Origin of the sequence: Lacihabitans sp. CS3-21 (assembly GCF_024343675.1) — a bacterium.
Classification (GTDB): domain Bacteria; phylum Bacteroidota; class Bacteroidia; order Cytophagales; family Spirosomataceae; genus Leadbetterella.
On record NZ_RJUD01000027.1, the window covers coordinates 1 to 24,147 of the forward strand.

The 24,147-nt window shown below is 38.4% G+C and carries 21 protein-coding genes; 3 read left to right on the forward strand and 18 right to left on the reverse strand.

Features of this window, described 5'->3' with window-relative positions; translation table 11 throughout:
• Positions 1-1,638 precede the first annotated feature (1,638 nt).
• From EGI24_RS13700 to EGI24_RS13725, 6 genes are all read right to left on the reverse strand, one after another.
• On the reverse strand, positions 1,639-2,226 hold the full coding sequence (locus tag EGI24_RS13700) for a DNA-3-methyladenine glycosylase (RefSeq protein ID WP_255049007.1): 588 nt from the start codon (positions 2,224-2,226) through the stop codon (positions 1,639-1,641).
• Positions 2,227-3,044: 818 nt separating this feature from the next.
• On the reverse strand, positions 3,045-3,410 hold the full coding sequence (locus EGI24_RS13705; protein ID WP_255049008.1) for a hypothetical protein: 366 nt from the start codon (positions 3,408-3,410) through the stop codon (positions 3,045-3,047).
• A 304-nt stretch (positions 3,411-3,714) separates the two neighbouring features.
• On the reverse strand, positions 3,715-7,485 hold the full coding sequence (locus tag EGI24_RS13710) for a ThuA domain-containing protein (RefSeq protein ID WP_409035482.1): 3,771 nt from the start codon (positions 7,483-7,485) through the stop codon (positions 3,715-3,717).
• 363 nt (positions 7,486-7,848) lie between these two features.
• Positions 7,849-9,060, reverse strand: a complete 1,212-nt coding sequence (locus tag EGI24_RS13715; RefSeq protein ID WP_255049010.1) for an MFS transporter — start codon at positions 9,058-9,060, stop codon at positions 7,849-7,851.
• Positions 9,061-9,150: 90 nt separating this feature from the next.
• The gene (locus EGI24_RS13720; protein ID WP_255049011.1) at positions 9,151-9,921 is read right to left on the reverse strand and encodes an SDR family NAD(P)-dependent oxidoreductase; all 771 of its coding nucleotides are present in this window, start codon (positions 9,919-9,921) and stop codon (positions 9,151-9,153) included.
• Between the two features lie 134 nt (positions 9,922-10,055).
• Complete coding sequence (locus tag EGI24_RS13725; protein WP_255049012.1) at positions 10,056-10,916, reverse strand: ThuA domain-containing protein; 861 nt, start codon at positions 10,914-10,916, stop codon at positions 10,056-10,058.
• A 173-nt stretch (positions 10,917-11,089) separates the two neighbouring features.
• Here EGI24_RS13725 and EGI24_RS13730 point away from each other — a divergent pair, with 173 nt between their 5' ends.
• Positions 11,090-11,815: an NrtR DNA-binding winged helix domain-containing protein gene (locus EGI24_RS13730; protein ID WP_255049013.1), complete on the forward strand. Its 726-nt coding sequence runs from the start codon at positions 11,090-11,092 to the stop codon at positions 11,813-11,815.
• Positions 11,816-11,820: 5 nt separating this feature from the next.
• On the opposite strand, the gene EGI24_RS13735 is transcribed toward EGI24_RS13730, so the two are convergent.
• The 10 genes from EGI24_RS13735 to EGI24_RS13780 form a co-directional block, all read right to left on the reverse strand.
• Positions 11,821-12,144: a LytTR family transcriptional regulator DNA-binding domain-containing protein gene (locus EGI24_RS13735; RefSeq protein ID WP_255049015.1), complete on the reverse strand. Its 324-nt coding sequence runs from the start codon at positions 12,142-12,144 to the stop codon at positions 11,821-11,823.
• A gap of 135 nt (positions 12,145-12,279) precedes the next feature.
• Positions 12,280-12,903, reverse strand: a complete 624-nt coding sequence (locus tag EGI24_RS13740) for a YdeI/OmpD-associated family protein (RefSeq protein WP_310586087.1) — start codon at positions 12,901-12,903, stop codon at positions 12,280-12,282.
• Positions 12,904-12,967: 64 nt separating this feature from the next.
• Positions 12,968-13,348: a DUF1761 domain-containing protein gene (locus EGI24_RS13745; RefSeq protein ID WP_255049016.1), complete on the reverse strand. Its 381-nt coding sequence runs from the start codon at positions 13,346-13,348 to the stop codon at positions 12,968-12,970.
• 219 nt (positions 13,349-13,567) lie between these two features.
• Positions 13,568-14,206 carry a YdeI/OmpD-associated family protein gene (locus tag EGI24_RS13750; RefSeq protein WP_255049017.1) on the reverse strand — a complete coding sequence of 213 codons (639 nt, stop codon included), beginning with the start codon at positions 14,204-14,206 and terminating at the stop codon, positions 13,568-13,570.
• Between the two features lie 10 nt (positions 14,207-14,216).
• Positions 14,217-14,588, reverse strand: a complete 372-nt coding sequence (locus EGI24_RS13755; RefSeq protein WP_255049018.1) for a DoxX family protein — start codon at positions 14,586-14,588, stop codon at positions 14,217-14,219.
• Positions 14,588-15,052: an SRPBCC domain-containing protein gene (locus tag EGI24_RS13760; RefSeq protein ID WP_255049019.1), complete on the reverse strand. Its 465-nt coding sequence runs from the start codon at positions 15,050-15,052 to the stop codon at positions 14,588-14,590. The genes EGI24_RS13755 and EGI24_RS13760 overlap by 1 nt, the downstream gene beginning before the upstream one ends.
• A 1-nt stretch (position 15,053) precedes the next feature.
• Positions 15,054-15,368 carry a helix-turn-helix transcriptional regulator gene (locus EGI24_RS13765; protein WP_255049020.1) on the reverse strand — a complete coding sequence of 105 codons (315 nt, stop codon included), beginning with the start codon at positions 15,366-15,368 and terminating at the stop codon, positions 15,054-15,056.
• Between the two features lie 196 nt (positions 15,369-15,564).
• A complete protein-coding gene (locus EGI24_RS13770; RefSeq protein ID WP_255049021.1) occupies positions 15,565-16,866 on the reverse strand; it encodes a prolyl oligopeptidase family serine peptidase in 1,302 nt (433 codons plus the stop codon).
• Between the two features lie 83 nt (positions 16,867-16,949).
• Complete coding sequence (locus tag EGI24_RS13775; protein WP_255049022.1) at positions 16,950-18,665, reverse strand: GMC family oxidoreductase; 1,716 nt, start codon at positions 18,663-18,665, stop codon at positions 16,950-16,952.
• Between the two features lie 168 nt (positions 18,666-18,833).
• Positions 18,834-19,376, reverse strand: coding sequence for a gluconate 2-dehydrogenase subunit 3 family protein (locus EGI24_RS13780; protein ID WP_255049023.1), 543 nt, complete (start codon positions 19,374-19,376; stop codon positions 18,834-18,836).
• A gap of 456 nt (positions 19,377-19,832) precedes the next feature.
• On the opposite strand from EGI24_RS13780, the gene EGI24_RS13785 reads away from it, so the two are divergent.
• On the forward strand, positions 19,833-20,360 hold the full coding sequence (locus tag EGI24_RS13785) for a DinB family protein (protein WP_255049024.1): 528 nt from the start codon (positions 19,833-19,835) through the stop codon (positions 20,358-20,360).
• Between the two features lie 190 nt (positions 20,361-20,550).
• Positions 20,551-21,714: an MFS transporter gene (locus tag EGI24_RS13790; protein ID WP_255049025.1), complete on the forward strand. Its 1,164-nt coding sequence runs from the start codon at positions 20,551-20,553 to the stop codon at positions 21,712-21,714.
• Positions 21,715-22,228: 514 nt separating this feature from the next.
• On the opposite strand, the gene EGI24_RS13795 is transcribed toward EGI24_RS13790, so the two are convergent.
• Both EGI24_RS13795 and EGI24_RS13800 read right to left on the reverse strand, forming a co-directional pair.
• On the reverse strand, positions 22,229-23,221 hold the full coding sequence (locus EGI24_RS13795) for an LLM class flavin-dependent oxidoreductase (protein ID WP_255049026.1): 993 nt from the start codon (positions 23,219-23,221) through the stop codon (positions 22,229-22,231).
• A gap of 122 nt (positions 23,222-23,343) precedes the next feature.
• Entirely contained in the window at positions 23,344-24,018 is a 675-nt protein-coding gene (locus EGI24_RS13800) for a hypothetical protein (protein ID WP_255049027.1), read from the reverse strand.
• Positions 24,019-24,147 lie beyond the last annotated feature (129 nt).

Sequence of the window (24,147 nt, forward strand, 5' to 3'; positions counted from 1 at the left end):
AACTTTGTGGAATAATTGAGTAACAATTTGCTAATTAGCACATTGCCACATTATCACATTGCCTTTTTTACCACAGAGGACACGGAGTTTTGCACAGAGGCCACAGCGTTCTTTGTGAACTTTTGTGTCTCCTTAGTGAAACTTTGTGGAATAATTGAGTAACAATTTGCTAATTAGCACATTGCCACATTATCACATTGCCTTTTTTACCACAGAGGACACGGAGTTTTGCACAGAGGCCACAGCGTTCTTTGTGAACTTTTGTGTCTCCTTAGTGAAACTTTGTGGAATAATTGAGTAACAATTTGCTAATTAGCACATTGCCACATTATCACATTGCCTTTTTTACCACAGAGGACACGGAGTTTTGCACAGAGGCCACAGCGTTCTTTGTGAACTTTTGTGTCTCCTTAGTGAAACTTTGTGGAATAATTGAGTAACAATTTGCTAATTAGCACATTGCCACATTATCACATTGCCTTTTTTACCACAGAGGACACGGAGTTTTGCACAGAGGCCACAGCGTTCTTTGTGAACTTTTGTGTCTCCTTAGTGAAACTTTGTGGAATAATTGAGTAACAATTTGCTAATTAGCACATTGCCACATTATCACATTGCCTTTTTTACCACAGAGGACACGGAGTTTTGCACAGAGGCCACAGCGTTCTTTGTGAACTTTTGTGTCTCCTTAGTGAAACTTTGTGGAATAATTGAGTAACAATTTGCTAATTAGCACATTGCCACATTATCACATTGCCTTTTTTACCACAGAGGACACGGAGTTTTGCACAGAGGCCACAGCGTTCTTTGTGAACTTTTGTGTCTCCTTAGTGAAACTTTGTGGAATAATTGAGTAACAATTTGCTAATTAGCACATTGCCACATTATCACATTGCCTTTTTTACCACAGAGGACACGGAGTTTTGCACAGAGGCCACAGCGTTCTTTGTGAACTTTTGTGTCTCCTTAGTGAAACTTTGTGGAATAATTGAGTAACAATTTGCTAATTAGCACATTGCCACATTATCACATTGCCTTTTTTACCACAGAGGACACGGAGTTTTGCACAGAGGCCACAGCGTTCTTTGTGAACTTTTGTGTCTCCTTAGTGAAACTTTGTGGAATAATTGAGTAACAATTTGCTAATTAGCACATTGCCACATTATCACATTGCCTTTTTTACCACAGAGGACACGGAGTTTTGCACAGAGGCCACAGCGTTCTTTGTGAACTTTTGTGTCTCCTTAGTGAAACTTTGTGGAATAATTGAGTAACAATTTGCTAATTAGCACATTGCCACATTATCACATTGCCTTTTTTACCACAGAGGACACGGAGTTTTGCACAGAGGCCACAGCGTTCTTTGTGAACTTTTGTGTCTCCTTAGTGAAACTTTGTGGAATAATTGAGTAACAATTTGCTAATTAGCACATTGCCACATTATCACATTGCCTTTTTTAACCACAGAGGGCACGGAGTTTTGCACAGAGGCCACAGCGTTCTTTGTGAACCTTTGTGTCACCTTAGTGAAACTTCGTGGTATAATTGACAAGCAATTAGCACATTAACGAATTAACAAATTAACCATCTGTGTTTTGTTTCTCAAAGACCTGTTACACTTTGGGCAAATGGTTCTGGTCATGCAAGTTTTTGATATTTTTTCCAATCCAAGAGATACAGCACCGCCAAAGACTTTTGATTGCTCCACTTTTCGGAGATTTTTATCATGCTGGCTTTTAGCTTTACCTTAGGGTCGAGCCCATATAGGCTGGTCATGATTTGCTTTAAATGAAAATCGTCATAAGGAAAAACATCTGGGCGTTGCAAAGTATAGAGCAGAATCATGTCCACGGTCCATTTGCCTATGCCTTTTATTTGCGACAGGTGGTTTCTTACCTCATTGTCGTGCATGGCAAACCAATCCATGTGGTGTCTTTCCCAAAAATCCAGTATACTTAGCAGGGTTTCGTATTTGCCCATAGAAAGCTTGGCATCTGCCTTTAAGGCCTTTTCCTCTAATATCGGAAAGTTTGAAGGGCTTAGCCTTTCGATACCTGCCGTATTCAGCATTTTCTGAAATATTTTCTTGGTGCTGCGATAATGGATTTGCTGCTCCAAGACACAACTCATCAAGTCATGAAAAACATCTTGGGTGGAGATTATCTCCGGCTGCGGAATTTCCTGAACAATCTTATCCAAAACAGCATCAAACTTTGGAACTGACATATTATAAGGTGTTTGAGATATATGCTTTCAGAAAAAAATGACCTTAATCAAAGCCATCGGCGTTTGTTTTAAAATACATAAACCAAAAAAACGGGAAATTGTTGAGAATTAGAGGTTTATTCGATTGGTTATTGGTTGATTGGTTATTGGTTATTAGTGTATTAGTTACTGGTTTATTGGTTACTTGTGGAATAGTTACTGGTTGATTAGTTACTGGTTGATTGATTACTGGTATATTGGTTATTGGTTTATTGGTTACTGGTGGTCCCGATAACTATCGAGAGGTTACTAGGCTTATAAAAATTTTAACTATTAAAGCTATTTCACAAAGGTTCACAAAGAATGCACAGATTTTCACAAAGACAAATTTTTAATTATGTCTTAGTGCCTTTATGCCTTAGTGCCTTTATTCCTTTTTTACCACTGAGGACACGGAGTTTTGCACAGAGGTACACAGCGTTCTTTGTGAACCTTTGTGTCTCCTTAGTGAAACTTCATGGAATAATTGAGTAACAATTTGCTAATTAGTACATTGCCTTTTTTAACCACAGTGGGCACGGAGTTTTGCACAGAGGTCCACAGCGTTCTTTGTGAACCTTTGTGTCTCCTTAGTGAAACTTTGTGGTATAATTGAGTAACAATTTGCTAATTAGCACACTGCCTCATTATCACATTGCCTTTTTTAACCACAGAGGACACGGAGTTTTTCACAGAGGTACACAGAGATTTTGTGGAATAAACCATCAGATAATTGAATAAAAAAAAAGGCCTGCAAATACATGATGATTTGCAGGCCATATTTTTTTTAAAAAGGTGCTTTACTTCACTCTTGTTGCTTCCACGTCAAACATGTCCATGAGCTTGCCTGATCCATGGTCATCATCTTTCTTGGTGATCACCAAATTGATGTCATAGCCTGAAATGGTAAAAGCCAAAATCAATTCGTCGCCTTTTGCTTCGGCAGAGGTCATTTCGGTTTCGGTTTGCTCTCCCTTGGCTGTGAAATAGCCTTTAAGTTTCCCTTCTTTGGTTTCAAAACGCATCGGTATGGCAGCATCTCCTTCAGGAGTTCCTTTTACCAAAACCGTCCATTTGCCTTCAAAGAAGTTGCTAGAGGTCTGTGAAAAACCTTTGGTAGCCAATCCCAAAATCAATGCGAATAAAATTACACTTATTTTTTTCATTTGTTAATGCGTTAAGTCGCCACTTTTGTTTATTAAAATTAAATCCAAAAATCGTAAATCTAAAACAAAACCCCACCCAATCAATAATCCAAATTCGTAATTCAAACTTCGTATTTCGAACCTCGTAATTCGAACCTCGTAATTCGTAATTAAAACCTCGCAATTCGTAATTCGTAATTCGTAATTAAAACCTCGCAATTCCCAATTCGAACTTCGCAATTCGTAATTCGTATTTCGTAATTCGTAATTCGTAATTCCTAATTCCCAATTCCTAATTCCTAATTCCTAATTCCTAATTCCTAACTCACTTCACCCTCGCTCCTTTCACTTCAAACATGCCCATCAGCTTACCTTTGAAATTGTCAGCATCTTCTTTTTGTATACCTACGTTGATGGACATTCCGTTGGCTTGGAAAAATACTTTGATGTTTTCGGGGTCTGTTTCCTCCACTTTGTCAAAAGCTTGCGTGCCTTGTGGCGAAACTATTTTCCCTATAAGTACACCATTGTTTCGTTCGAGTATGAAATCCATCGCCGCATCGCCACCTGGCGTACCGATAAACTTGGTAGCCCATTTACCCACAAAGTAATCCGCATTGGATGAAACCGATTTTGGAGCTTCTACTGCCGGCGTACCTTCGTTGGCCAATGTAAATTCCAAGCCCATCACCACCATGAGTGAACCCTCCGCTTTTGGGTTTACAAATACGGCATATACGTCTTGTAGTTTATCTGTAGAAATACCAGACAAGTTCATCGGAACCTTAAGCACTTTTGGCGTAAAGTCCATTTTCTCGCTAGGCTCTAAGAACGTAGATTCGCCAATAAGCTGCCCTTTTGGACTACCCAAACGCAACTCCACTTTGCCACCTACCGCATTCAACTGTGGCTTTGGAGCCGTGGCCAATACAATGAGTTCTTTCAAACCACTCAAATCAATTTGTTTAATGGCCATATATCCGCCTGACTTGGCTGGTATAGCCAGGTTGTTTCCTCCGAAAGCCATTTTGTTGATATCCACATATTCATCGAATCCGTGGGCATCGATTTTAGAATTCCTCAAAACAAAGGTCTGCTCAGATTTCAAAGAAGGTAGGCCATTAGAACCTTGGTCTTCATAAGCCGCACGCACTATAAATACGCCTTTGTTTTTATCGCTTGCAGGAGCTTTGGTAGTAAACGAACCTTTTACTGGCAGAGAAGATTTCGGTTTTTCGTTGGATATGTTCAAAATATACTTCACCATTTCTGAAGCATCGGCTGTGGACAATTGCGGGTGACCCGCCATGGCCGTTTCTCCCCATACCCCACTTCCGCCAGAGATTATTTTCTTGGTAAGTTTCTCTAAAGCCGTGGCATCGCCCTTGTATTTGTTAGAAACATCGCGGTAGCTAGGCCCGATAGATTTTTTCTCTTTGCTGTGGCAGGCCATACAGTCGCTGGCCTCAATCAGTTTTTTGCCTGTTGCAAAAGCCGCACTTGCATCTGCCGAACGGTGTCCCATGGCGATCATGTTCTTGTCGAAGCCTTCAGCCAAATAATCAATATTCACAGCTACTTGATCAGGCTCTATACCGTTTTCTAAAGTGCCGTCTTCTTTGTCTTTTACCTTTATTTCGTAAGGAAACGATTTATTGGCCACATAAAAAGTCTTGTTGCTCATGGGCATTTCAAGGCTTAACATCGGAGGCTCGTTACCTGCGGTTATTTCCATGGCTTGGCTATTGATACCGCCTTTGCCGTCGTTTACGGTCAATACCACTTTGTATGAACCCATTTTGCTGAGCGTCAAATTGGCATCAGGTGTAGTGATTACTTTTACAAAACCCTCTTTAGAGGTAATCTTCCAAGTATATTTCAGGAGGTCATTGTCTGCATCGAAAGTACCTTTTGAGGTCAACTTAAGGTTAAAAGGTACCGCTCCACCCATTTGATTAGCAGCCATTTGTATTTGCGGCTTGCGATTGAAACCATTGTATTCTATACGTATCAAACGTGCATCATCATTGGCCGTAAACCATCCCGATCCGTATTCCAGCATATACAAGTCGCCATTTTCTGCAAACTCCATATCCATGGGGTTACTGAATTTGTAGCTGGGCATAAATCGCTCCATCGAAGCGTAGTTGCCGTCTTTGTCAAAACTCACGGCCATTACCCAACCACGCATCCATTCGTAGGCAAAAAACTTACCGTCATAATATTTCGGGAAAGCCCTAGAAGCTGTATTAAACATATCTTTGTAGTAAACAGGCCCTGCCATGGGATTGCATCCACCTGCACCCACCTGAGGAAACTCTTGGCTGTTGCCATAAGTGTACCAAATCATAGCACCTTTTGCAGGCGGTAACTGGGTCAAACCGGTATTATTCGGCGATGTGTTGATAGGCTTGAGATAGTCCCATTTGTCGCCAGAAGTATTGGTGGCAAAATCAAATTTGGTATAAGGACTGTTGTCACCCACAAAATGCGGCCAACCGTAATTCCCAGCGGATGGAGCTTGGCCAAACTCACAAGTACCTGCAGCACCACGGCTTGGATCTGCTTTAGAAGCATCAGGGCCAACATCACCCCAATACAGTTTACTGTTTTTAGGATCTACAGATATTCTGTAAGGATTGCGGTGTCCCATGGTGTAGATCTCAGGACGTGTTTTTTCTGCACCTTTCGCAAACAAGTTTCCTTCAGGTATGGTGTAGGTACCGTCAGCATTTGGCTTGATTCTGAGTATTTTACCACGCAAATCATTCGTATTGGCCGAAGATTTCTGAGCATCCCACGGACTTCTGCCCGGGCGTTCGTCACTAGGACTATAGCCGTTAGATGCATGTGGATTGGTATTGTCGCCTGTAGAAAGGTATAAATTTCCTTGCTTGTCCCAATCTATCGATCCACCAGTGTGGCAACATTCCTCACGTTGGGTTTCTACTTTTAATAGTTCTTTTTCTGAATCTAAAAGCAGCTTATCGCCTTTCATGGTAAATCTTGAAAGTACATTGTAAGAACCTTTGGTAGAAGAATAATACAGGTAAATCCACTGATTTTGGGCAAATTTTGGGTCTTTATTTAATCCCAAAAGTCCATCTTCCGCCACAGCTTCTTTTCCGTCTTTGCTCACATATTTCAGACTAACTGGAAGTTTAGTGATGGTTTTTAGGGTCTTGGTTTTGCCATTGTAAAGTCTTACCTCACCTTTTCTTTGGATGAAAAGGACACGGTCTTTGTCCAATACACTCAGTTCAACGGGTTCGTCTAATTTTTCTTCGAGTACTACTTTTGTAAAGCGGTTTTCCTCTGGACGAGCTTTAGAAAAATCGAGCGGCTTAGGAGCATCTCCGCCACTGGTATATTTGATACCTGCGTATAAATGGTTCAAAAATAGTGGTTCGGCAAAGGTTTCTTCGGTATGACCCATGGCCGTATAAAATGAGCGTCCGCCTTGAAATTCTTGGTACCAGCTCATGGGGTGATTGTCGCCATTTTTACCGCCGGTATAGCTTTTTTCATCTATTTTAAGGACCACATTGATTTTTGGAGAGATATCTTTGAAGGCATAAAATTCGTCAGAACGCTCAAAAGAGTCTGGCATACCCGCAGTGAATTCGTTCTTTTGGGTGACATAAAACCTTCCTTTTTGAACATTATTAGGCATGGGGTGATCTAGAAACCAAGCACCTGCCAGTTGATTGTACCACGGCCATTCGTATTCGGTATCAGTAGCGGCGTGAATACCCACATAACCTCCACCTGCTTGAATATAGCGTTCAAAAGCACTCTGTTGTTCATTATTAAGAATATCACCGGTGGTATTCAAGAAAATTACTGTATTGAATTTCTTTAGATTCAATTCAGTAAACTGAGCTGCATCTTCGGTAAAACTTACTCCAAAGCCTTTTTCTTTGGCCATTTTAGCCAAAGCAGTTTTTCCGGCTTCAATAGATTGATGTCTGAACGCTGCTGTTTTGCTAAATACCAAAACATTGATTTTGGTTTGTGCAAGCAGCGTGTTGACAGTAAACAACATAAAAACAGTCATGAAGATCTGCTTTACTATGTTTAAACCTTGTTTTTTCATATATGTAAAATTGATTAATTGATTTTCTATTTAAACTCCCACATGGAGAAATGTCGCACCATACGAACTGAATAATTCGTTATTGGATATTGGTTATTAGTTATTCGTTATTGGTTATTCGTTATTCGTTATTCGTTATTCGTTATTGGTAATTCGTTATTGGTAATTCGTTATTCGTTATTCGTTATTGGTAATTCGTTATTCGTTATTCGTAATTCGTTATTGGTTATTGGTAATTCGTTATTGGTTATTCGTTATTGGATATTCGTTATTCGTACCTCCCAATTCCCAATTCGTACCTCTTAATTCCCAATTCCCAATTCCCAATTCCCAATTCCTAATTCCCAGTTCCCAATTCGTACCTCACAACTCCTCCATATAATTCAGATCCTTATGAAAAGTTTCTTCTAAATTTCTTAATCCCCAGAAAGCCAATACAATAGCCACAACGCCCACCACCATGGCCGAGTTTACTGTTCCTATGTAGGGGTTCAAAAAACCAAACAATAAGGTCTGAGGAATTACGGTAGCTCTAAGAATATTCAGTGAAGAAGTCGTAACGGTGGCTCTGATGTTGGTTCCATACTGTTCTGCTGCTAAGGTCAATAGCACGATAGAATACCCCACACAGAAGCCTAAGAAAAGTAGCAATCCATAATACAAGGTCAAAGATTTGTTGCCCACTGCAAAGAAAACAACCGCCCCGACTGCATACATAGATAAATACAGTAGAATGGCTTTCTTACGACTTTTTAGGAGCTGACTCACAAATCCGCCTGTCAAATCTCCGAAAGTAAGGCCAATAAAATAATAGGTAAATACAGCGGAAACCGAAGGCATGGGATTCATTCCCCAAGCTTTGGCAATTTCAGGCGTAAAGGTCATCACCACGCCATTGACATACCAAACAGGAAAACCCAAGACACAGATACTGATGTATTTAATGATGCAATCTTTGTTTTTAAACAATAGCCGTAAATCTCCTTTATTGGAAGTCTTGTCTTTCATTTGGTTAAAAAGCCCTGATTCCAAAACGCCTAATCGTAAAATCAGCAGCAGAAAACCAAGTCCTCCACCAAGTTGGTATGTAAACTGCCAAGAGTATTTTCCACCAATATAAGCACCAACAATGGCCCCCAACATACCACAACCGCCTATGATGGCAGGCCCAATACCTCTGTATTTTTGAGGCATTTGTTCGGTCACCAAGGTTATGGCTGCTCCAAGTTCTCCGGCTAAACCTACACCAGCCAGAAACCGTAGTAATAAATAAATTTCAAAATTTGGGGCGTAGGCATTGGCAAAAGTCGCCGACGAGTACAAAATAATAGATCCAAAAAGTACAGACAACCTACCCAGTTTATCACCAATAATTCCCCATACAAAGCCGCCTATCAACATGCCCACCATTTGGACATTGATCAGAGAAACGCCTTTAGAAAGTAGCTCTGATTCGGGAATTCCCAATTCCAAGAGACTTTTGGAACGGACAATACTGAGAATGATGATGTCGTACAAATCAACAAAAAAGCCCAAGGCTGAGGCGATAATGGCGAGCCAAATGTGTTTTTTCATATTTTAGCTTTTAGCCATTAGCCATAGCTTCTGGCATTATGATTCGTTTTTTGAGGCTAATAGCTTACAGCTAAAGGCCAATGAAAAAAATTATACTCTCAAACTAGGTAAACCGACTCCTGCGGCATCAAATCCGCCATCTGCTGCAATGATTTGTCCATTGATATAACTGGCAGCTGGACTACACAAGAAATAAACCATGTTGGAAATCTCGTCTGTACTGCCATAACGTGCCAATGGAATCGCATCTGCATAGGAGGTTCGAATATCGGCACTGTGTACCAATTTGGCCATTTCGGTTTCGACTGGTCCAGGGGCTACGGCGTTGGCTCTCACGCCCATGTTTCCATATTCCACGGCTTGTTGTTTGGTAAGGTGCATAATGGCTGCCTTACTTGTTCCATAAGCTATTCTCAAAGTGCTGGCTCTTAGGCCGGATATGCTGGCGATGTTAACTATACTGCCTTTTGCAGCTATTAAAGCAGGCAAACATGCTTGGCTACAAAGAAAGGTACCATTGAGATTGGTATTCATTACCGCAGTCCAATCTTCAAAAGTTACTTCTTGAGCGGGTTTGAAAATTGCTATGCCTGCATTGTTTATCAAAGCATCAATGGTAGGAAACTCATTTATAATTAATTCAAAAGTGCTTTTTACCTGCTTTGGATCAGAAACATCACACAGAAAAAAAGCGTATCTTTCTTGATCCTTTAGGCTTGCTTCACAGGATTGCAGAGTAGTTTCGTCATTGTCAATAATAATGCTATGATAACCTTCAGCATGGAATCTTTGTGCAATGGTTAGCCCAATACCACGTGCTGCACCCGTAATTACTGCTACTTTTAATTTTTTTTCATTCATCGATTCCAAAAATATATGTTAACAAAAACGTTGTTCAATTCCAAATAAACCATCTACTAAAATTCCAAACCAAAATCAAAAAACATTGCCCTCTGCACTTAACTCACAACTCCTTACTCGCTACTCAAAACTTATTACTCCTTAATGGCCCATTTAATCCCATTTTCAATGAGTTTTACAAAGTTTTCATCTTTCCAAGCGGTCTCATCATGACCCATAGAAGTATAGAATGTCTTACCTTTTCCTGTGTTTTTATGCCAAGCCACCGGATGGTCTTTGCCCATTCCGAAGTTTTTGTTTGGGGCAATGAGCGGTATATTGGCCGTAGGGTCAATGGACTCCCCATTGATAGTATACAAAATATCAAAACCCTTTTGGCGGGGATTTTCTAGAAAAACATACCATTCATCGGCACGTTTCCAGTCTTTATTTATACCTAAAACCAAAGTACTATCTGCTTGATTATCTGTCAAAATTGCTGTAGTTTCGAAAGGCATTTTGAGAGAATGATGCGAAAACTCTGCACCAGTCAGGTTTTGAACATACCAAGGCCAGTGGTGAGAATTATCGCCCGCACCATGAATCCCTATTAAACTTCCACCATTTTCTACATAATTTTCAAGTGCTTTCTTTTGTTCATCGTTGATCACTTCGCCTGTGGAGTTGTTGAAAATGACTGTTTGTAATTTAGCCAATTGTTCGGCATTAAACACGCCTCCGTCTTCGGTCTCATACAAAAACCAATTGTTTTTCTTGGCCATCTCTGCGAACACTTTCTTCGAGGCTTCGATAGAACCACCGTGACGAAAGCCCGAAGTTTTAGAGAATAACAAAATAGCAGATTGATTGGCAGGAAAATCTATTTTGGGAATATCTGTTTCATAAAAAACAGGAAATCCATTTTTGACTTTATAAACGAATCCTGCGAAAAGGCCTCCAAGAATCAGGGCTATACCAAGGATTACCCAAAGTATAATTTTTATAGCTTTTTTCATTAAAATATATAAAATTCAATAATTGAATATACTAATTTTGAACAAATGTAGAAAAAGATTTATTTATTGTCTATTTTTCAGACAATAAATTTTAATTTTATTATATATTTGAATAATTATATTTTAAGAGCGGTAAATAAATATTTTCAAGGACACACCAAAGAAAAAAGAACATGAAACTTTTTGATGAAAAAAATCTAATTCAACAACTTTCTATCGACAGCGTCATATTTGGATATAAAAACAAGGAATTAAAAGTGTTGGTACCTAAACTGGGTTTTAATAAGCCACTCTATTCACTTCCTGGTGGATTTATTTTTCAAAATGAAAGCATAGATTCGGCGGCAAAAAGGATTTTAGAAGAAAGAACCAGCATCAACGACATATATTTAGAGCAATTTAGGGTATTTGGAGAAATCAATCGAACAAATTTTGACTTCATCGAACATATCAATGAAATAGGGAGAGAAAAATTTCTAAATGTAGGAATAGATGAAGCAGACATTTCCTGGCTGACAAAAAGATTTGTTTCAATTGGATATTATGCCTTGGTGGACATCAACAAAGTAAGTCCAAAAACCACTGGCTTTGATGATTCCATAGCTTGGTACAATATCAAAGATTTGCCCAAAATGATTATGGACCACAACGAAATGGTAAACCATGCATTGGAGGCTCTTCGTCAAAACCTTGATCAAAAACTCATTGGATTCAATCTATTGCCTGAAACTTTTACTATGAAGGAGGTTCAAGAACTTTACGAAGCAGTGTTTGACAAAGCATTTGCTAGAAACAATTTCCAAAAGAAAATATTGGATTTGGATGTATTGGAACGTCTTGAAAAGAAATTTACCGGTGCGGCCAACAAAGCTCCGTATTTGTATAGGTTTAAGAAGTAATCAGCCTAAGCAATTCTTAACGAATCCTGGATAGCATCTTTTCGTCTTCTACTCACTTTTATAAAATGCCCATTAATTTTCAAAGAATCTATACCGAAATCCTCCAAATGGTTGGTATTAATGATGGTATTTCTATTAGGACGAATAAACGAAGGATAATTTACCAAACGTTCATGCAGTTTTCCTAAATGGTAGGACACCAAAAGCTTCTTGCCATTGGACAAAAATAACGTTGTGTAGTTAATCTCGGCTACCATCATTACGATGTCGTTTGCATTGAGATAGGTTCTGCTACCTACATTCACAATACTTTCAAAATTATTTTGCATGCGAAATTTTAGATGTTAATAATCTTCAGAAGGCAATACCCCTAAGATCATTAATTGAATTATTAAGAAAAGCTATTAATTCATCTTTAAATATCGTGCCAAACTATTATGAATCACCTGCTTAGCTAATCATTATTAATAAAAAGTAAAATTTATAAGAAAGAAATAATTTATAAACTGAGGGAATAAATCTATATATATCGGCAATCTAAACTGTTTGGGCTTCATTTTTAAGCTGGCAGATTCCAGTATTTCGTTTAACCGCTTTTGGCGGGTACTGGCTTGTTTAGCAAATATCAGCCAGGAAAGCAACAATTTCCTGACGGACTTACTAAGTCCCATAAAGTATTCCTCTGCGTCAGGTTTTAATTTTAGAGCGTCAACTAAATCAGCAGGAATTATCAGGTCTTCCACTTCGTCTAAAATCGTCCAAGAACCATTTTGTTCAGCTCTCTCTATAACTTTCAGACCTGCTTCTGTCATTAATCCGTCGGCGATGAACTGAGTAATTTTTTCCTTATTCACTTTCGACCAAGGACCTTTCAGTTTTCTCGGACTTAGGAACTGCATGAATTTTTCGTTGTCAATGGGTCGCCTTACACTGTCTATCCAACCGAAACAAAGGGCTTCGTCAACCAATTCGCTCCGAGAAATGTTCGTTCCGCTTGCCTTCTTTTTATACAAAAAAAGCCAAACAGTTGCTTTAAGTGGTGATTTTCTTCTAACCACAATCTCAAATCCTGTCGGCTTGTTGGACAAAGCAGTTCTATTTCTTTTTTTGGCTTCGCGATCATTTCATACCAACTAAAATAATACAAACCATCTATATTCCCACTAACTGATAAGCTCCACTGAGAGTTCCATATAGAATAGGTCGTGGAATGTTGGGATTAATGGCAATATTGACGGTATTGGCTACCAAAAAACCAAAACCTATTATACAGGCAAATTCTATCACTTCAGGAATAGAGCCAATATTTAGGCTGCAAATCAAGATGGCAGTAGTGACAGTAATTACAAACATACAAAGTGTGGGTCCAACAATAAAAATAGGTTTAATGGGCAATGTTTCCTCAGCTTTTCCTAAAGAAAGTTTATAGAATTTACCAAATAAAACTGTAAACCATAAAGCTCCTAGCATAGAATAGGCAACAAGTGCAATAAAAATGCTGAGCCAGTTGAGGTTGGCAAATTGATTGATCATAATTTTGTTATTTCTTGATAAGGACACAAAATTAGATGCACCCCATGACAGCCCTATGCCATTAGAGGTTAGAAAAAGAATATATCCCTCTTGAGATTGATTTCTGCGTGGAAAAAGTTTTAATAAAAACTTAAGTAATCCATGGAAGGAACCCTATTAAAAACTTAAATCGCAAAATAAACAAATACTTATCTACAAAAATTAACCTAATGCAATGCTTCATAGGTATTTATGCGACCCATCACAGCCTGGCATTTTCTTGGACATTCCACAAACGCAATCATTAAAGCCTTTTCCATTCATTATTCTTTGGATGTAGTTTTCTATGCGAGATTCCCGAGCTTTAGATTGCTTGGCTCCAGTAAAATAAATATTGTAAGCACGCTGACGACCAGGTGTAAGAGCCTCGAAGGCTGCTTTAAATGCCTTATCTTTTTCAAATTTTAACAATAACTCTTCCGGAAAATCAAGCTCTTTGTTTTTCTCTGCAACAGGTTTTATTCCTGCTTTGTGTGCTTCGATCATTTCATACATATAGGCCAACAAAGTGGGTTTAAGTTTTTTAATCTCTTCCACATTCTTGAATCTCATCAATCTCGAAAACTGTGAGTTCTCTCCGGGTTTTACCAGAATATTCTCAGTGTCGGCTAGTAATGAGCCGTTTAAAAAACTCACAAATGCAAAATCTTTAAAGCTACTCACCATCAGAAGATTGGTATTGTCCATGGTGTAGCAAGGTTGCTTCCATTTTAGCTCTTCGATGAGACCCGTTTCTAACACAATCTTTCTGAGTTCATTGAGTTCGTCGTGCCATTTGCTTGGTTTTTCAAAAAAGTCATCAAGTAGTTCGTTCTTCATTTTCTGAGTTTTATAAGGTTTTTCTTTCGGTTGGTCTAAAATACCATGAAACTATGGTCAAAACAAGTAATAACAAGGATGGGAAAATTTCACTCACTGGGTGAGCAATGTACAAATGTGAAATTGCGGCTCCAGACATAGTAAAGAAAAAACCTGCATAGGCCCACTCTTTTATTAAAGGATATTTTGGAATTAGAATGGCGATAACGCCCAATATTTTCCAAACACTCAGAATGGTCAGAAAGTAAACTGGATATCCCAATTGCATCATTTTTGCCACTTCTTCCTTCATTTTAATCAATTGAACTACGCCCGTGGAAGTCATTCCTAAAGCCAGCCAAAGGGTGGCCACCCAATAAATGATTTTGTTTCTCTTTGTCATTATTTCAATTTTTTTACAATTTCTTGTAATCTATTATGAGCCATATTAATTCCTTGGGCAAATGGCAAGGCCAACATCTGATCTCTCAAAGCCACTGATCTAAATACAATATGCATCGTCAGTTTACTTTGTTTCTCTCCAACTGATTCAAAATCTAGAAATTCCAGTTGGGCTTCAAAAGGAGTATTCTCCATTTGAAATGTCCTTGTGATCTTCTTTTTGGGCAAAATATCATGGATAACTCCACTGAAAATGTGCACATTAGCCATAGGATCGGTGGTTTCAAAACGCCAAGCACCATGTTTCTGGTTTTCAAGCTTAATTACTTTCGTTCCCATCCATTGCTCCACAATTTCAGGTTCGGTGTAAGCTCGAAAAAGTAATTCCAAGGGTAAATCGAAATCTCTGGTGACTATTAACTCTTGTTTACCTGCCTCCGCATGAATTTTAGTTTTCTGTTCCATTCTATTGGTATTTTTTCATAATTGTCTCCAACTTATTGAATCTTTCGTCCCAAAGCTGGCGGAATTGCTCAGCCCACTCGGCCACTTCTTTCACCTTTTCTGGATTTACACTGTAAAATATTTCACGCCCATTCTGCACTTGTTTCAATAATTCGCACGCTGTCAGAATTTGCAAATGTTTAGAAACCGTTGGCCTAGCTGAATCAAAATTGGCGGCAATGGCTCCGGCCGTCATAGCCTGAGAGGCTAATAATAAAAGAATGGCCCTTCTTGTAGGATCCGCTATGGCCTGAAATACGTCTCTTCTTAAATTCATCTGTAGCTATTTGACTACAAATATATATGAAGCTATTTGGCTACGCAAATATTTTTCAAGAAAAATAAATTCTCAAAAACTTAAAAAAAAACAAATCGCAGCAGTTCAACAAATTTAGATTTGAAATAAAAGTCATAAAAAAAGCCACGAATGAACACCATAATCATTCGTGGCAAAAAAATAATTTCTAAAAAACTCACTTTTTGGCTTGAGCGGCCAACCATTCCATCACTGTGGTGGGTTTTCCGTTCAACAATACTTCTGAACCGTCAAATTCTGTATGTGCCTGATTGGCATGCGAATATATCCAAGACCAGTGACCATTGAAGTGGTAGTTTTCTCCACCAAACATACCTGATAGGTCAGTAACATGGTCATAAAAGCTAAAATGCACGTTTTTGGCACCTGCTTTTTTCAATCTTTCATAAACAGGTATAGCGGTTTTTACTGGGTCAGTTACTTTGTCGTCCTTGGATTGTATAAACCAAATCGGGATATTCTTTATGCTATTGATTTGTGCATCTGTAATATACTGCGATTGATACGCCAATGCACTGATGTAAGCCGCTGCAAAATACGAAGGTTCTTTGAGCAGAAGTTTCAATGACATATAGCCTCCATTTGAGCATCCTCCAATGTAAATACGTTTTTTGTCAATGCCAGGATGTGTATTTACATAGTGCTTTATCAATGCCATCAAACCGACATTGTACGCATCTTCCCCATTACCTGACTGCATTTTACCATCTTTATCCTGCATCCAAGCACCTGGGGTTTGGGGTACCAATACATAGGCCCCGCCAAAATATTTCTGAATATCTGAACTTGCATAATTAAAGGCCTTGTTTCCCATCAAAGCAATGCTTGGGTCGGTTCCACCCTCACCTCCACCATGCAACCAAATAATAAGTGGAGCTTTGGCAGCAGACTTTTTAGGAACAAATTCGGCATAAGTTAAGCTCTTTCCCGACTCATATTCGAATTTTCCTGAAAGGTCAAAATCGTCACCAATGGGCATAATTCTATCCTTCTTTTTATTCCAAATTTGATTGGTTTTTGTATTTAATACCGTCAGTTTATAATCTACCCACTGATTGCCACGGCACTCAGCTTTTTGGGAATACTGTAAGGCGGAGCCAATCTGAGAATTAGGGGCGACGTACAAAACAAGTGTAATAAATGTACCCGATTCTACTTTTTTCCCCTTATTGTCAGACACATAGGCGTAAACTACGGTTCGAGGACCTTTTGCAAACTCCAATGGAATAACCGCACAAGGGTGACTTCTTTCTGCCACTACTGTATAATCGGCCATGTTCACATTCTTGGTTGGGGAGTCCAGACCAATAATAACTTTGTTTACCATTGGCCCCCAATCGAAGCCTTCCACTACCATGGTATAGTCAGGATTTTGACCCGCTTGAGCGGTGGTATTTTGACTTAATACCAATGCCAAAAAAAATAACAATAGGGTTTTGACGAACTTTAATTCTTTCATATTTACACAAGTTTTAAAACAAATAATTGATACTAAAAATCATTACAAAATCACCAACTTAGCATTATTTCCATTAGACTAAATTATAGTTCTTTCTTTTTCAGGGATTTTACTGCAAAATCAGCAGCACGGGCCGTCAATGCCATATAGGTAATTGAAGGATTTACACAAGAGGCTGATGTCATGGCAGCACCATCGGTCACAAAGACATTTTTACAATCATGAACTTGATTGAAGGCATTCAGAACCGAAGTCTTTGGATCACGACCCATACGTGCCGTTCCCATATCGTGTATTCCTAAACCCATGTGCGTTGGTCGGTCGTAGGAAGTAACATTTTTAAAACCTGCGGTTTCTAACATTTCAACGGCACTGGCTACGATGTCTTTACGCATGGCCCAATCGTTTTCTACAAAAGCAGCATCTGTTACGATCATAGGTATTCCCCATTTGTCTTTTTTGTTAGGGTCAAGATAAATTCTATTGTTGGGGTCAGGTAAAATTTCACCGAAACCACCAATTCTAATATTCCAAGGGCCGGGTTTAGTCAGATTTTGTTTAAAATCATCACCAAATCCGTCGGCACTAATTCCCCTCTCCCATCCTTCACGACTAGCACCACCTTGGTATCCGAAACCTCTAAGGTAGGAAGTTTGTTTATCGTCGCCCCAGTTTCGGAAACGAGGAATATACATGGCATTTGGACGTTGCCCAAAAACATAATCATCCTCAAATCCATCTACAGTAGCCGACGCACCTGAACCCAATTGATGGTCCATGAGGTTTCTACCTACTTGGTCGCTGTCGTTACCAAATCCATTTTGGAAACGATTTGATTTCGAGTTCAACATCAAAGCAGCCGTATTGATAGAACCAGCATTTAGGAAGATTATTTTGGCAAAATATTCTTCAGTTTGCATGTTATTTTGGTTGATAATTCGAACGCCCGTGGCACGTTTCTTCTGCTCATCGTAAATGATTTCAGAAACGATGGAATCGTGCAAGATACTCAAACGGTTGGTTCGCATAGCTGCTGGAATTGATCCAGACAAGGAACTATAATAAGCTCCGTAGGGACAACCTCTTTGGCATTTGCTTCGGTATTGGCAAGATGCTCGACCTAAAGCTGTGTGAATGTCTTGCGGTTGTGTAAGATTTGCAACCCGACCCACCGTAACAGGTCGATTGAATCTTTCCATCATTTTATTTTTGAAATGAACTTCAGGAGCAAATAGCGGCATAGCTGGTAAAAAATGACCATCTGGCAAAACCTCTAAGCCTTCCTTCTGCCCACTAATGCCCACAAATTTCTCTACATGTGTGTACCACGGCTCTAAATCTTCATATCGGATTGGCCAGTCAATGCCAATACCTTCTTTAGCGTTTGCTTCAAAATCATGTTTTCCCCATCGGTACGACTGTCGCCCCCAGTGCATTGATTTACCGCCTGTATGATAAGCACGAATCCAATCAAAAGCACGCTTTTCAATGTATGGGTTTTCTTTATCATTGGTCAAATGATTTACCACTTCTTCACTACCAAGCCCTGGAAACCTACTATTTGCCCAACGCTCTTCCGCTGAAATATTGGTGGTTTTACCTCTGTGTTCAAACTCCCAAGGTTCTTTCATGGCGGTGTCATAGTCTTCTACATGCTTGATTTCATGACCACGTTCAATCATCAATACTTTTAGACCTCTTTCTGTAAGTTCTTTTGCAGCAAAACCTCCCGACATTCCTGAGCCTACCACAATGGCATCAAACGTATTATTTTTATTTGCTTTAATATTTAAATTCATGATTCGATTTACGATTGGTTCGATTTACGATTGGTTCGATTTAAGATTGGTTCGATTTATGATTAATTTGATTTGATTATTATAATTGACGACAGATTCGTTTTACAATTCGGTTTACCTCTAATAATAGCTACGAATATTCGTAAATCGTCATTCTAAAATCTTAAATCAATAAGCATAAGATTTTTGATTGGGTTTTAGTTTGATGAGTTCAAGTTTGCCTGGAATTTGGACATACTGAAATGAAGCCTTTAAACCTGCTTCAGAAGTGAAATAGCCTAAAAGTGTAAGTTCTTTTATCAATCGCCAAAAGGGAGTCGATTTACTCTTCATCTTCTTGGTTTCTTGTTCTAAAAACTTCAAAACGCCCTTCCTTTCATCCGAATTTAAACTTAAAAACTTCACTTTTTCCAATGAAGCCAAACCCTCCATAAAACTCTCTTGATCAGGCTCCTTGTAACAATCCTTCAGCATCATTTCTATGAATGCGGGCACACCCACATCCTTGGCTCCGGGAGTTTCAGTTTTGGGAATGATAATTTCAGCAATTTCGGCCACCATCTTTTGTTGTATGTCTGTCAAAATAAAAACTGCTCCTGCTTTATTTGGAGATGTAGATTGTTCCCAGTGGTTCATGGCCATCAGTGAGGATGCGGAGAAGGTGCCACCCAACATCAAGGCTACATTTTTAATGACCTCTCGTCTATTCATTTTTTGTTTTTAATAAGGTTGAATACCAATTAGCAAATATATTTATTGAATTTAGAAATTAACACACAAGTCTATATATTCTTTTCAATTGAAATATAAGAAACTACATGCATCATTAATTAAATAAGCTTTTCTTGAGAATATCTATTTTAGGAGGCAAATCTATAACTCCGCTTTTTTCTAGAAAATCTAGATTAAATGATTCTATTTTATCAAACCTATAGATTATAAATTTTAAAATAAGATTGGGGAAAAGAGAATTTTTAGAGCAAATTATAAATATGAAATTGTTTTAAATGCAAAAAGAAATGAGTCTTCAAGTTGTTAGAATAATGTACCTTTTTGTTTTTAAAGTTCAGAAAGCCAATCGATTGGTTAGTGAATAGATATATTGTTGTTTTGACATTAAAAATAAATAATTTCTTTATTTTTATATCCTAAAACATTAAACAAAAAATGAAAAAACTTAAACTTGTACTTTCTCTCATGGTGGCCTTTTTGGCTTTTCAATCTGCAAAAGCACAATCTATCGACGAAATGGTGAAGGAATGGGAAAGAGCCAAGGCTTACACCAAAGAGTATTTGGATGCGATGCCTGCTGACAAATATGACTTGAAACCAACGCCTGAAATGCGTTCTTTTGCAGAACAAATGCTACATTTTACAGACGCCAACTATGCTTTTGCAGCTGCAGCTACAGGAGAAAAAAGTCCAATTGGGCAAGGTGAATCAGAAAAATCTGCTGATAAATCAAAAGAAAATACGACAAAGTTGGTTATGGCAGGCTATGATTTTGTGATTAATGGAATCAAGAAAATGAACCCAGCTGTTTTGGGTGAAAATGTAAAAATGTTTGGTCGTTTTGAGATGACAAAAGGCATGGCCATAACCAAATGCTTTGAGCACCAAACCCACCATAGAGGACAAACCACAGTTTATATCCGCTTGGCAGGAGCAAAACCGCCACAGGAGAAGTTATTTTAAGAATTTTTTTAACAAAAGATAGGACTTTCTACAAAAGGAAGTCCTATCTTTTTATTCCAAGACTCCATTTAGGAGCTGATTGGATTTATTCTAAAGTTTTCTTATTTTCAAGAAACCCTTGGCATTTAATTCTAAAATTCACTTTTTGTCAAACTTGGGTTTCTTTAGTTTTGTGACAAATATTTCATAAATGAAAAACAAGAACCTACTCGTCAATAGAATTGCTGTATCCACTTTCTTTTTTGTAAACGGTTTTTTATATGCCAACTGGACTGCTCGTTTACCCGAACTTCAACGTTTTTTCGGACTTAACAATGCTCAACTAGGTACGGTTTTGTTCTGTATCGCTTTGGGTTCCATGGTTTCTATGCCCTTTGCAGGATGGTTGGGAAGCAGATTCGGTTCAGACAAAATCCTTAAAATTGTAGCTATTTTATTTTGTTTGTCTATACCGATGGTGGCCATTTCTCAAAACGAATGGATTATCCGTCTCTGTTTTTTCTTTCTTGGAGCCGCTTCCGGTTCCATGGATGTCACTATGAATGGTCAGGCGGTTTTGGTTGAAAGACTTTGGGGGAAAATCATTTTTTCTTCCTTTCATGCTATTTTTAGTATCGGCATGGCTTTGGGAGCAGCTGCGGGAGGTATTTTTTCTAGTTTCGAAGTTAGGCTTCAAGCCCATTTATTTGTCATAGGTCTTTTGGGCATTCTTCCAATATTGTGGGCTTCCACACAACTGATTAAAGACCAAAAACATGAACCCGAAATTTTAAAGTCAAATGTAAAAACAGACAATTTCTTGGCATTCAAAACAATTCTTCCTTTTGGAATCCTGGCATTTTGCTGCATGACTGGTGAAGGTGCTATGGTAGACTGGTCAGCTATTTTTATGAACACGGTGGTGGGGCAAAGCGAAGTAATTAGTGCCTGGGCATTTGGTATTTTCGGAGTATCCATGACCATTGGTCGAATATTTGGTGACTTTTTTACACTAAAATTGGGAAAACAAAAATTGATGTTGATTGACGCTATGTTGGCTATTGTGGGATTAGCTATGGCTCTAACTTTTGTTTCGGTATGGAGTACTTTTGTTGGCTTCTTTTTGGTGGGTTTAGGACTTTCTACTATTGTCCCAATTGTGTTTTCGTCCGCCGGAAACCTCAAAAACATTAGTCCATCTGCCGGTATTTCTATGGCTACTTCAATAGGCTACACAGGCTTTTTTATAGGACCTCCCGCCATTGGTTTTTTGGCAGAGACATTTGGACTAAGAGTTGGCCTTGGGTTTGTTTTGGGTTTGTTTTTAATAATGGCCATTGTGTTGTTGAAAATTTCTAATAAAAATAAAGTTTAAGAATTTGCAAGTATTGTTATTGAGTGTAAAAAACCAAATTTTGGGTAGTCTGCTAAAAGAATAAATCGAGTAACGTATTTTTCAAAAACCAACTTAACGCGTAGACCATCATTCAAAGTAAACCTAAACTCAGACAGAGAGCTGATTCTATTGCCACCATTGATGTTAAAAATAGCTGCTGATTTGCCCAATCAAAAAGTAGAAACAAACGAAAATCCATGGTTGATCAAGCTTGTAATTCCTCTAAAATTCATCGTACTGTCTATAGTTTGCCCAAACATTCTTTGAACGCTAAAAAGGAGTAAAAAATTAGGCTAACAAATAGAAATATAACGATAAGGAATCTTTAAAGACCTCAAATAAGAATAGTTTAATATTTCAAAATTATAGCTAAAAAAAGGGGGAAATCTACAGATTAAATAGAAAAACTGCGAAAATCAAACGATTGATCTTGTTAATTAGATGATATCATCGACTCCTTTATTAATAAGTGGATAAATCAAGAATAAGGCATTTAGTCAACATTAAGTGCTTCATTTAAGATCGAAAAAGATTTTAACTTTGCATCCATACCGAAAATATGTGACGCTACCATCAATTCATCTATCTCAGTTTCAGCTATGAATTGGGAGAGACTTTTCTTTAGGGTTTCCTTACTTCCGTAAAAAGTACAGGAAAGCATGTTGTTTACGGCATTTTTAACTTCTGGAATATTGTAACTCTCTGGAAAAGAACCTGCTGGCCTTAGAGGCTTGCGTGTGTTGGTTATAATTCCAACAAAAAGATTGAGCAAACTACTCAATAAAAAATTTGCTTCATCGTCGGTATCTGCACCAATGACATTCACGCAGGCCATTACATAAGGTCTTTGTAGAGCAGTTGATGGCTTGAAATTGCTACGATAAATTTGAATGGCCGCACGAAATTGTGCAGGTGCAAAATGTGACGCAAAAGCATAGGGAAGTCCCATTTCTGCAGCCAAATAGGCACTGTCGGTACTCGAACCCAATATCCACAGCGGTATATCTAAGCCTTCGCCCGGAAATGCCCGCACTTTGGCATCGGCATTGTCATCGCTAAAATATGTTTGCAGTTGACGTACATCTCTCGGGAACGAATGGGCTGTTTCTTGATTTCTCCTTAAAGCCATGGCTGTGACTTGGTCGGAACCCGGTGCACGACCCAATCCCAAGTCTATTCGACCAGGATAAATAGTTTCGAGCGTGCCAAACTGTTCCGCTATGACCAATGGGCTATGGTTAGGCAACATTATTCCGCCTGAACCTACTCGGATATTTTTGGTTTTTCCTGCCACATGGCCAATCAAAATCGAGGTAGCCGAGCTGGCAATGTATTCCATATTGTGGTGTTCGGCCATCCAAATACGCTGATAACCAATCGACTCCACGTATTGGGCTATTTTTACGGTATTGCTAATGGCAGTGCGGTGGTTTCCTCCTTCCACTACAGTGGCGAGTTCAAGGACAGATAAAGGTATTTTGGTCATTGGATGAGCGTGCTTTCATTAACAACCCGAAGTACATTTGGAAAGTTTGCCTAAGTGTTCAAATGTATGAAAAACTTTTATCCAGCATAAATTCAACAACCTTTCATTCACCAAAGCTTTAATCAGAAAAACTCTGCACGCAAAAATGTTCCAAAATTGTTTTCTCTGTGTTTGGTAGGTCCATAAAAATCAAAATTATTACCCAAACCAAATTGATAGTTTTTATAGCTGGTTCCAAACCTTAAATAGACATAGCTTCGATTATGAGAATTTGCTGAAGGTGTATAGTCTATAACCGTTTGGATGCGGGAGTAAAGTCCCCAATGATCTTTAAATTTTGGTTTAAATTCCAGTAGTGAGAAATTTTCGAAATGATGACTTTCTGTCAATCCCATTTGAGGCTGAATTACCACCAAAAGTTTGGGGTCTGAATGTACAAACTGCAAACCCGCCGTAGGCTTAAAACCTGCAAAATGATTGATAGAAAATCCAGTAACCCCTGAAAGTTTTTTCCAAACTTTTGCCGTAAAAAGTGATTGTGAAAATATTTCATTTTTGGATACCACATTTTTATAATCAGCAAAAAAAGTAGTGACATTAAAAAAACCAAACCTGCTAGTAGGCCTAAATTTCTTGGTAGTATTCAATTGAAAATTAAGTCCTCTATCGCCCAACATCAATTCTACAGGCATCGGCGGAGTTGGGTGGGATTTCACTTCGGTAGTTTGTGCCAAAATGGAAGTGGACACTAAAATAAAAATTAGAAACTTAATGGATTTTAAAGAGAAATTTTTCATCAAAGATATAAATATGCTTAAAATAGATTCGGTAATATTTTAAGTACAAAAATACGTACATCACATTTTACATCTTAATGATTTTTATTGTTTAAGTTAAAAAAAATTATACTATCAGAAGCACGATTA

Coding starts and splice junctions, on each gene's coding strand:
- EGI24_RS13700 (WP_255049007.1), bottom strand. CDS start 2,226: ATGTCAGTTCCAAAGTTTGATGCTGTTTTGGATAAGATTGTTCAGGAA.
- EGI24_RS13705 (WP_255049008.1), bottom strand. CDS start 3,410: ATGAAAAAAATAAGTGTAATTTTATTCGCATTGATTTTGGGATTGGCT.
- EGI24_RS13710 (WP_409035482.1), bottom strand. CDS start 7,485: ATGAAAAAACAAGGTTTAAACATAGTAAAGCAGATCTTCATGACTGTT.
- EGI24_RS13715 (WP_255049010.1), bottom strand. CDS start 9,060: ATGAAAAAACACATTTGGCTCGCCATTATCGCCTCAGCCTTGGGCTTT.
- EGI24_RS13720 (WP_255049011.1), bottom strand. CDS start 9,921: ATGAATGAAAAAAAATTAAAAGTAGCAGTAATTACGGGTGCAGCACGT.
- EGI24_RS13725 (WP_255049012.1), bottom strand. CDS start 10,916: ATGAAAAAAGCTATAAAAATTATACTTTGGGTAATCCTTGGTATAGCC.
- EGI24_RS13730 (WP_255049013.1), top strand. CDS start 11,090: ATGAAACTTTTTGATGAAAAAAATCTAATTCAACAACTTTCTATCGAC.
- EGI24_RS13735 (WP_255049015.1), bottom strand. CDS start 12,144: ATGCAAAATAATTTTGAAAGTATTGTGAATGTAGGTAGCAGAACCTAT.
- EGI24_RS13745 (WP_255049016.1), bottom strand. CDS start 13,348: ATGATCAATCAATTTGCCAACCTCAACTGGCTCAGCATTTTTATTGCA.
- EGI24_RS13750 (WP_255049017.1), bottom strand. CDS start 14,206: ATGAAGAACGAACTACTTGATGACTTTTTTGAAAAACCAAGCAAATGG.
- EGI24_RS13755 (WP_255049018.1), bottom strand. CDS start 14,588: ATGACAAAGAGAAACAAAATCATTTATTGGGTGGCCACCCTTTGGCTG.
- EGI24_RS13760 (WP_255049019.1), bottom strand. CDS start 15,052: ATGGAACAGAAAACTAAAATTCATGCGGAGGCAGGTAAACAAGAGTTA.
- EGI24_RS13765 (WP_255049020.1), bottom strand. CDS start 15,368: ATGAATTTAAGAAGAGACGTATTTCAGGCCATAGCGGATCCTACAAGA.
- EGI24_RS13770 (WP_255049021.1), bottom strand. CDS start 16,866: ATGAAAGAATTAAAGTTCGTCAAAACCCTATTGTTATTTTTTTTGGCA.
- EGI24_RS13775 (WP_255049022.1), bottom strand. CDS start 18,665: ATGAATTTAAATATTAAAGCAAATAAAAATAATACGTTTGATGCCATT.
- EGI24_RS13780 (WP_255049023.1), bottom strand. CDS start 19,376: ATGAATAGACGAGAGGTCATTAAAAATGTAGCCTTGATGTTGGGTGGC.
- EGI24_RS13785 (WP_255049024.1), top strand. CDS start 19,833: ATGAAAAAACTTAAACTTGTACTTTCTCTCATGGTGGCCTTTTTGGCT.
- EGI24_RS13790 (WP_255049025.1), top strand. CDS start 20,551: ATGAAAAACAAGAACCTACTCGTCAATAGAATTGCTGTATCCACTTTC.
- EGI24_RS13795 (WP_255049026.1), bottom strand. CDS start 23,221: ATGACCAAAATACCTTTATCTGTCCTTGAACTCGCCACTGTAGTGGAA.
- EGI24_RS13800 (WP_255049027.1), bottom strand. CDS start 24,018: ATGAAAAATTTCTCTTTAAAATCCATTAAGTTTCTAATTTTTATTTTA.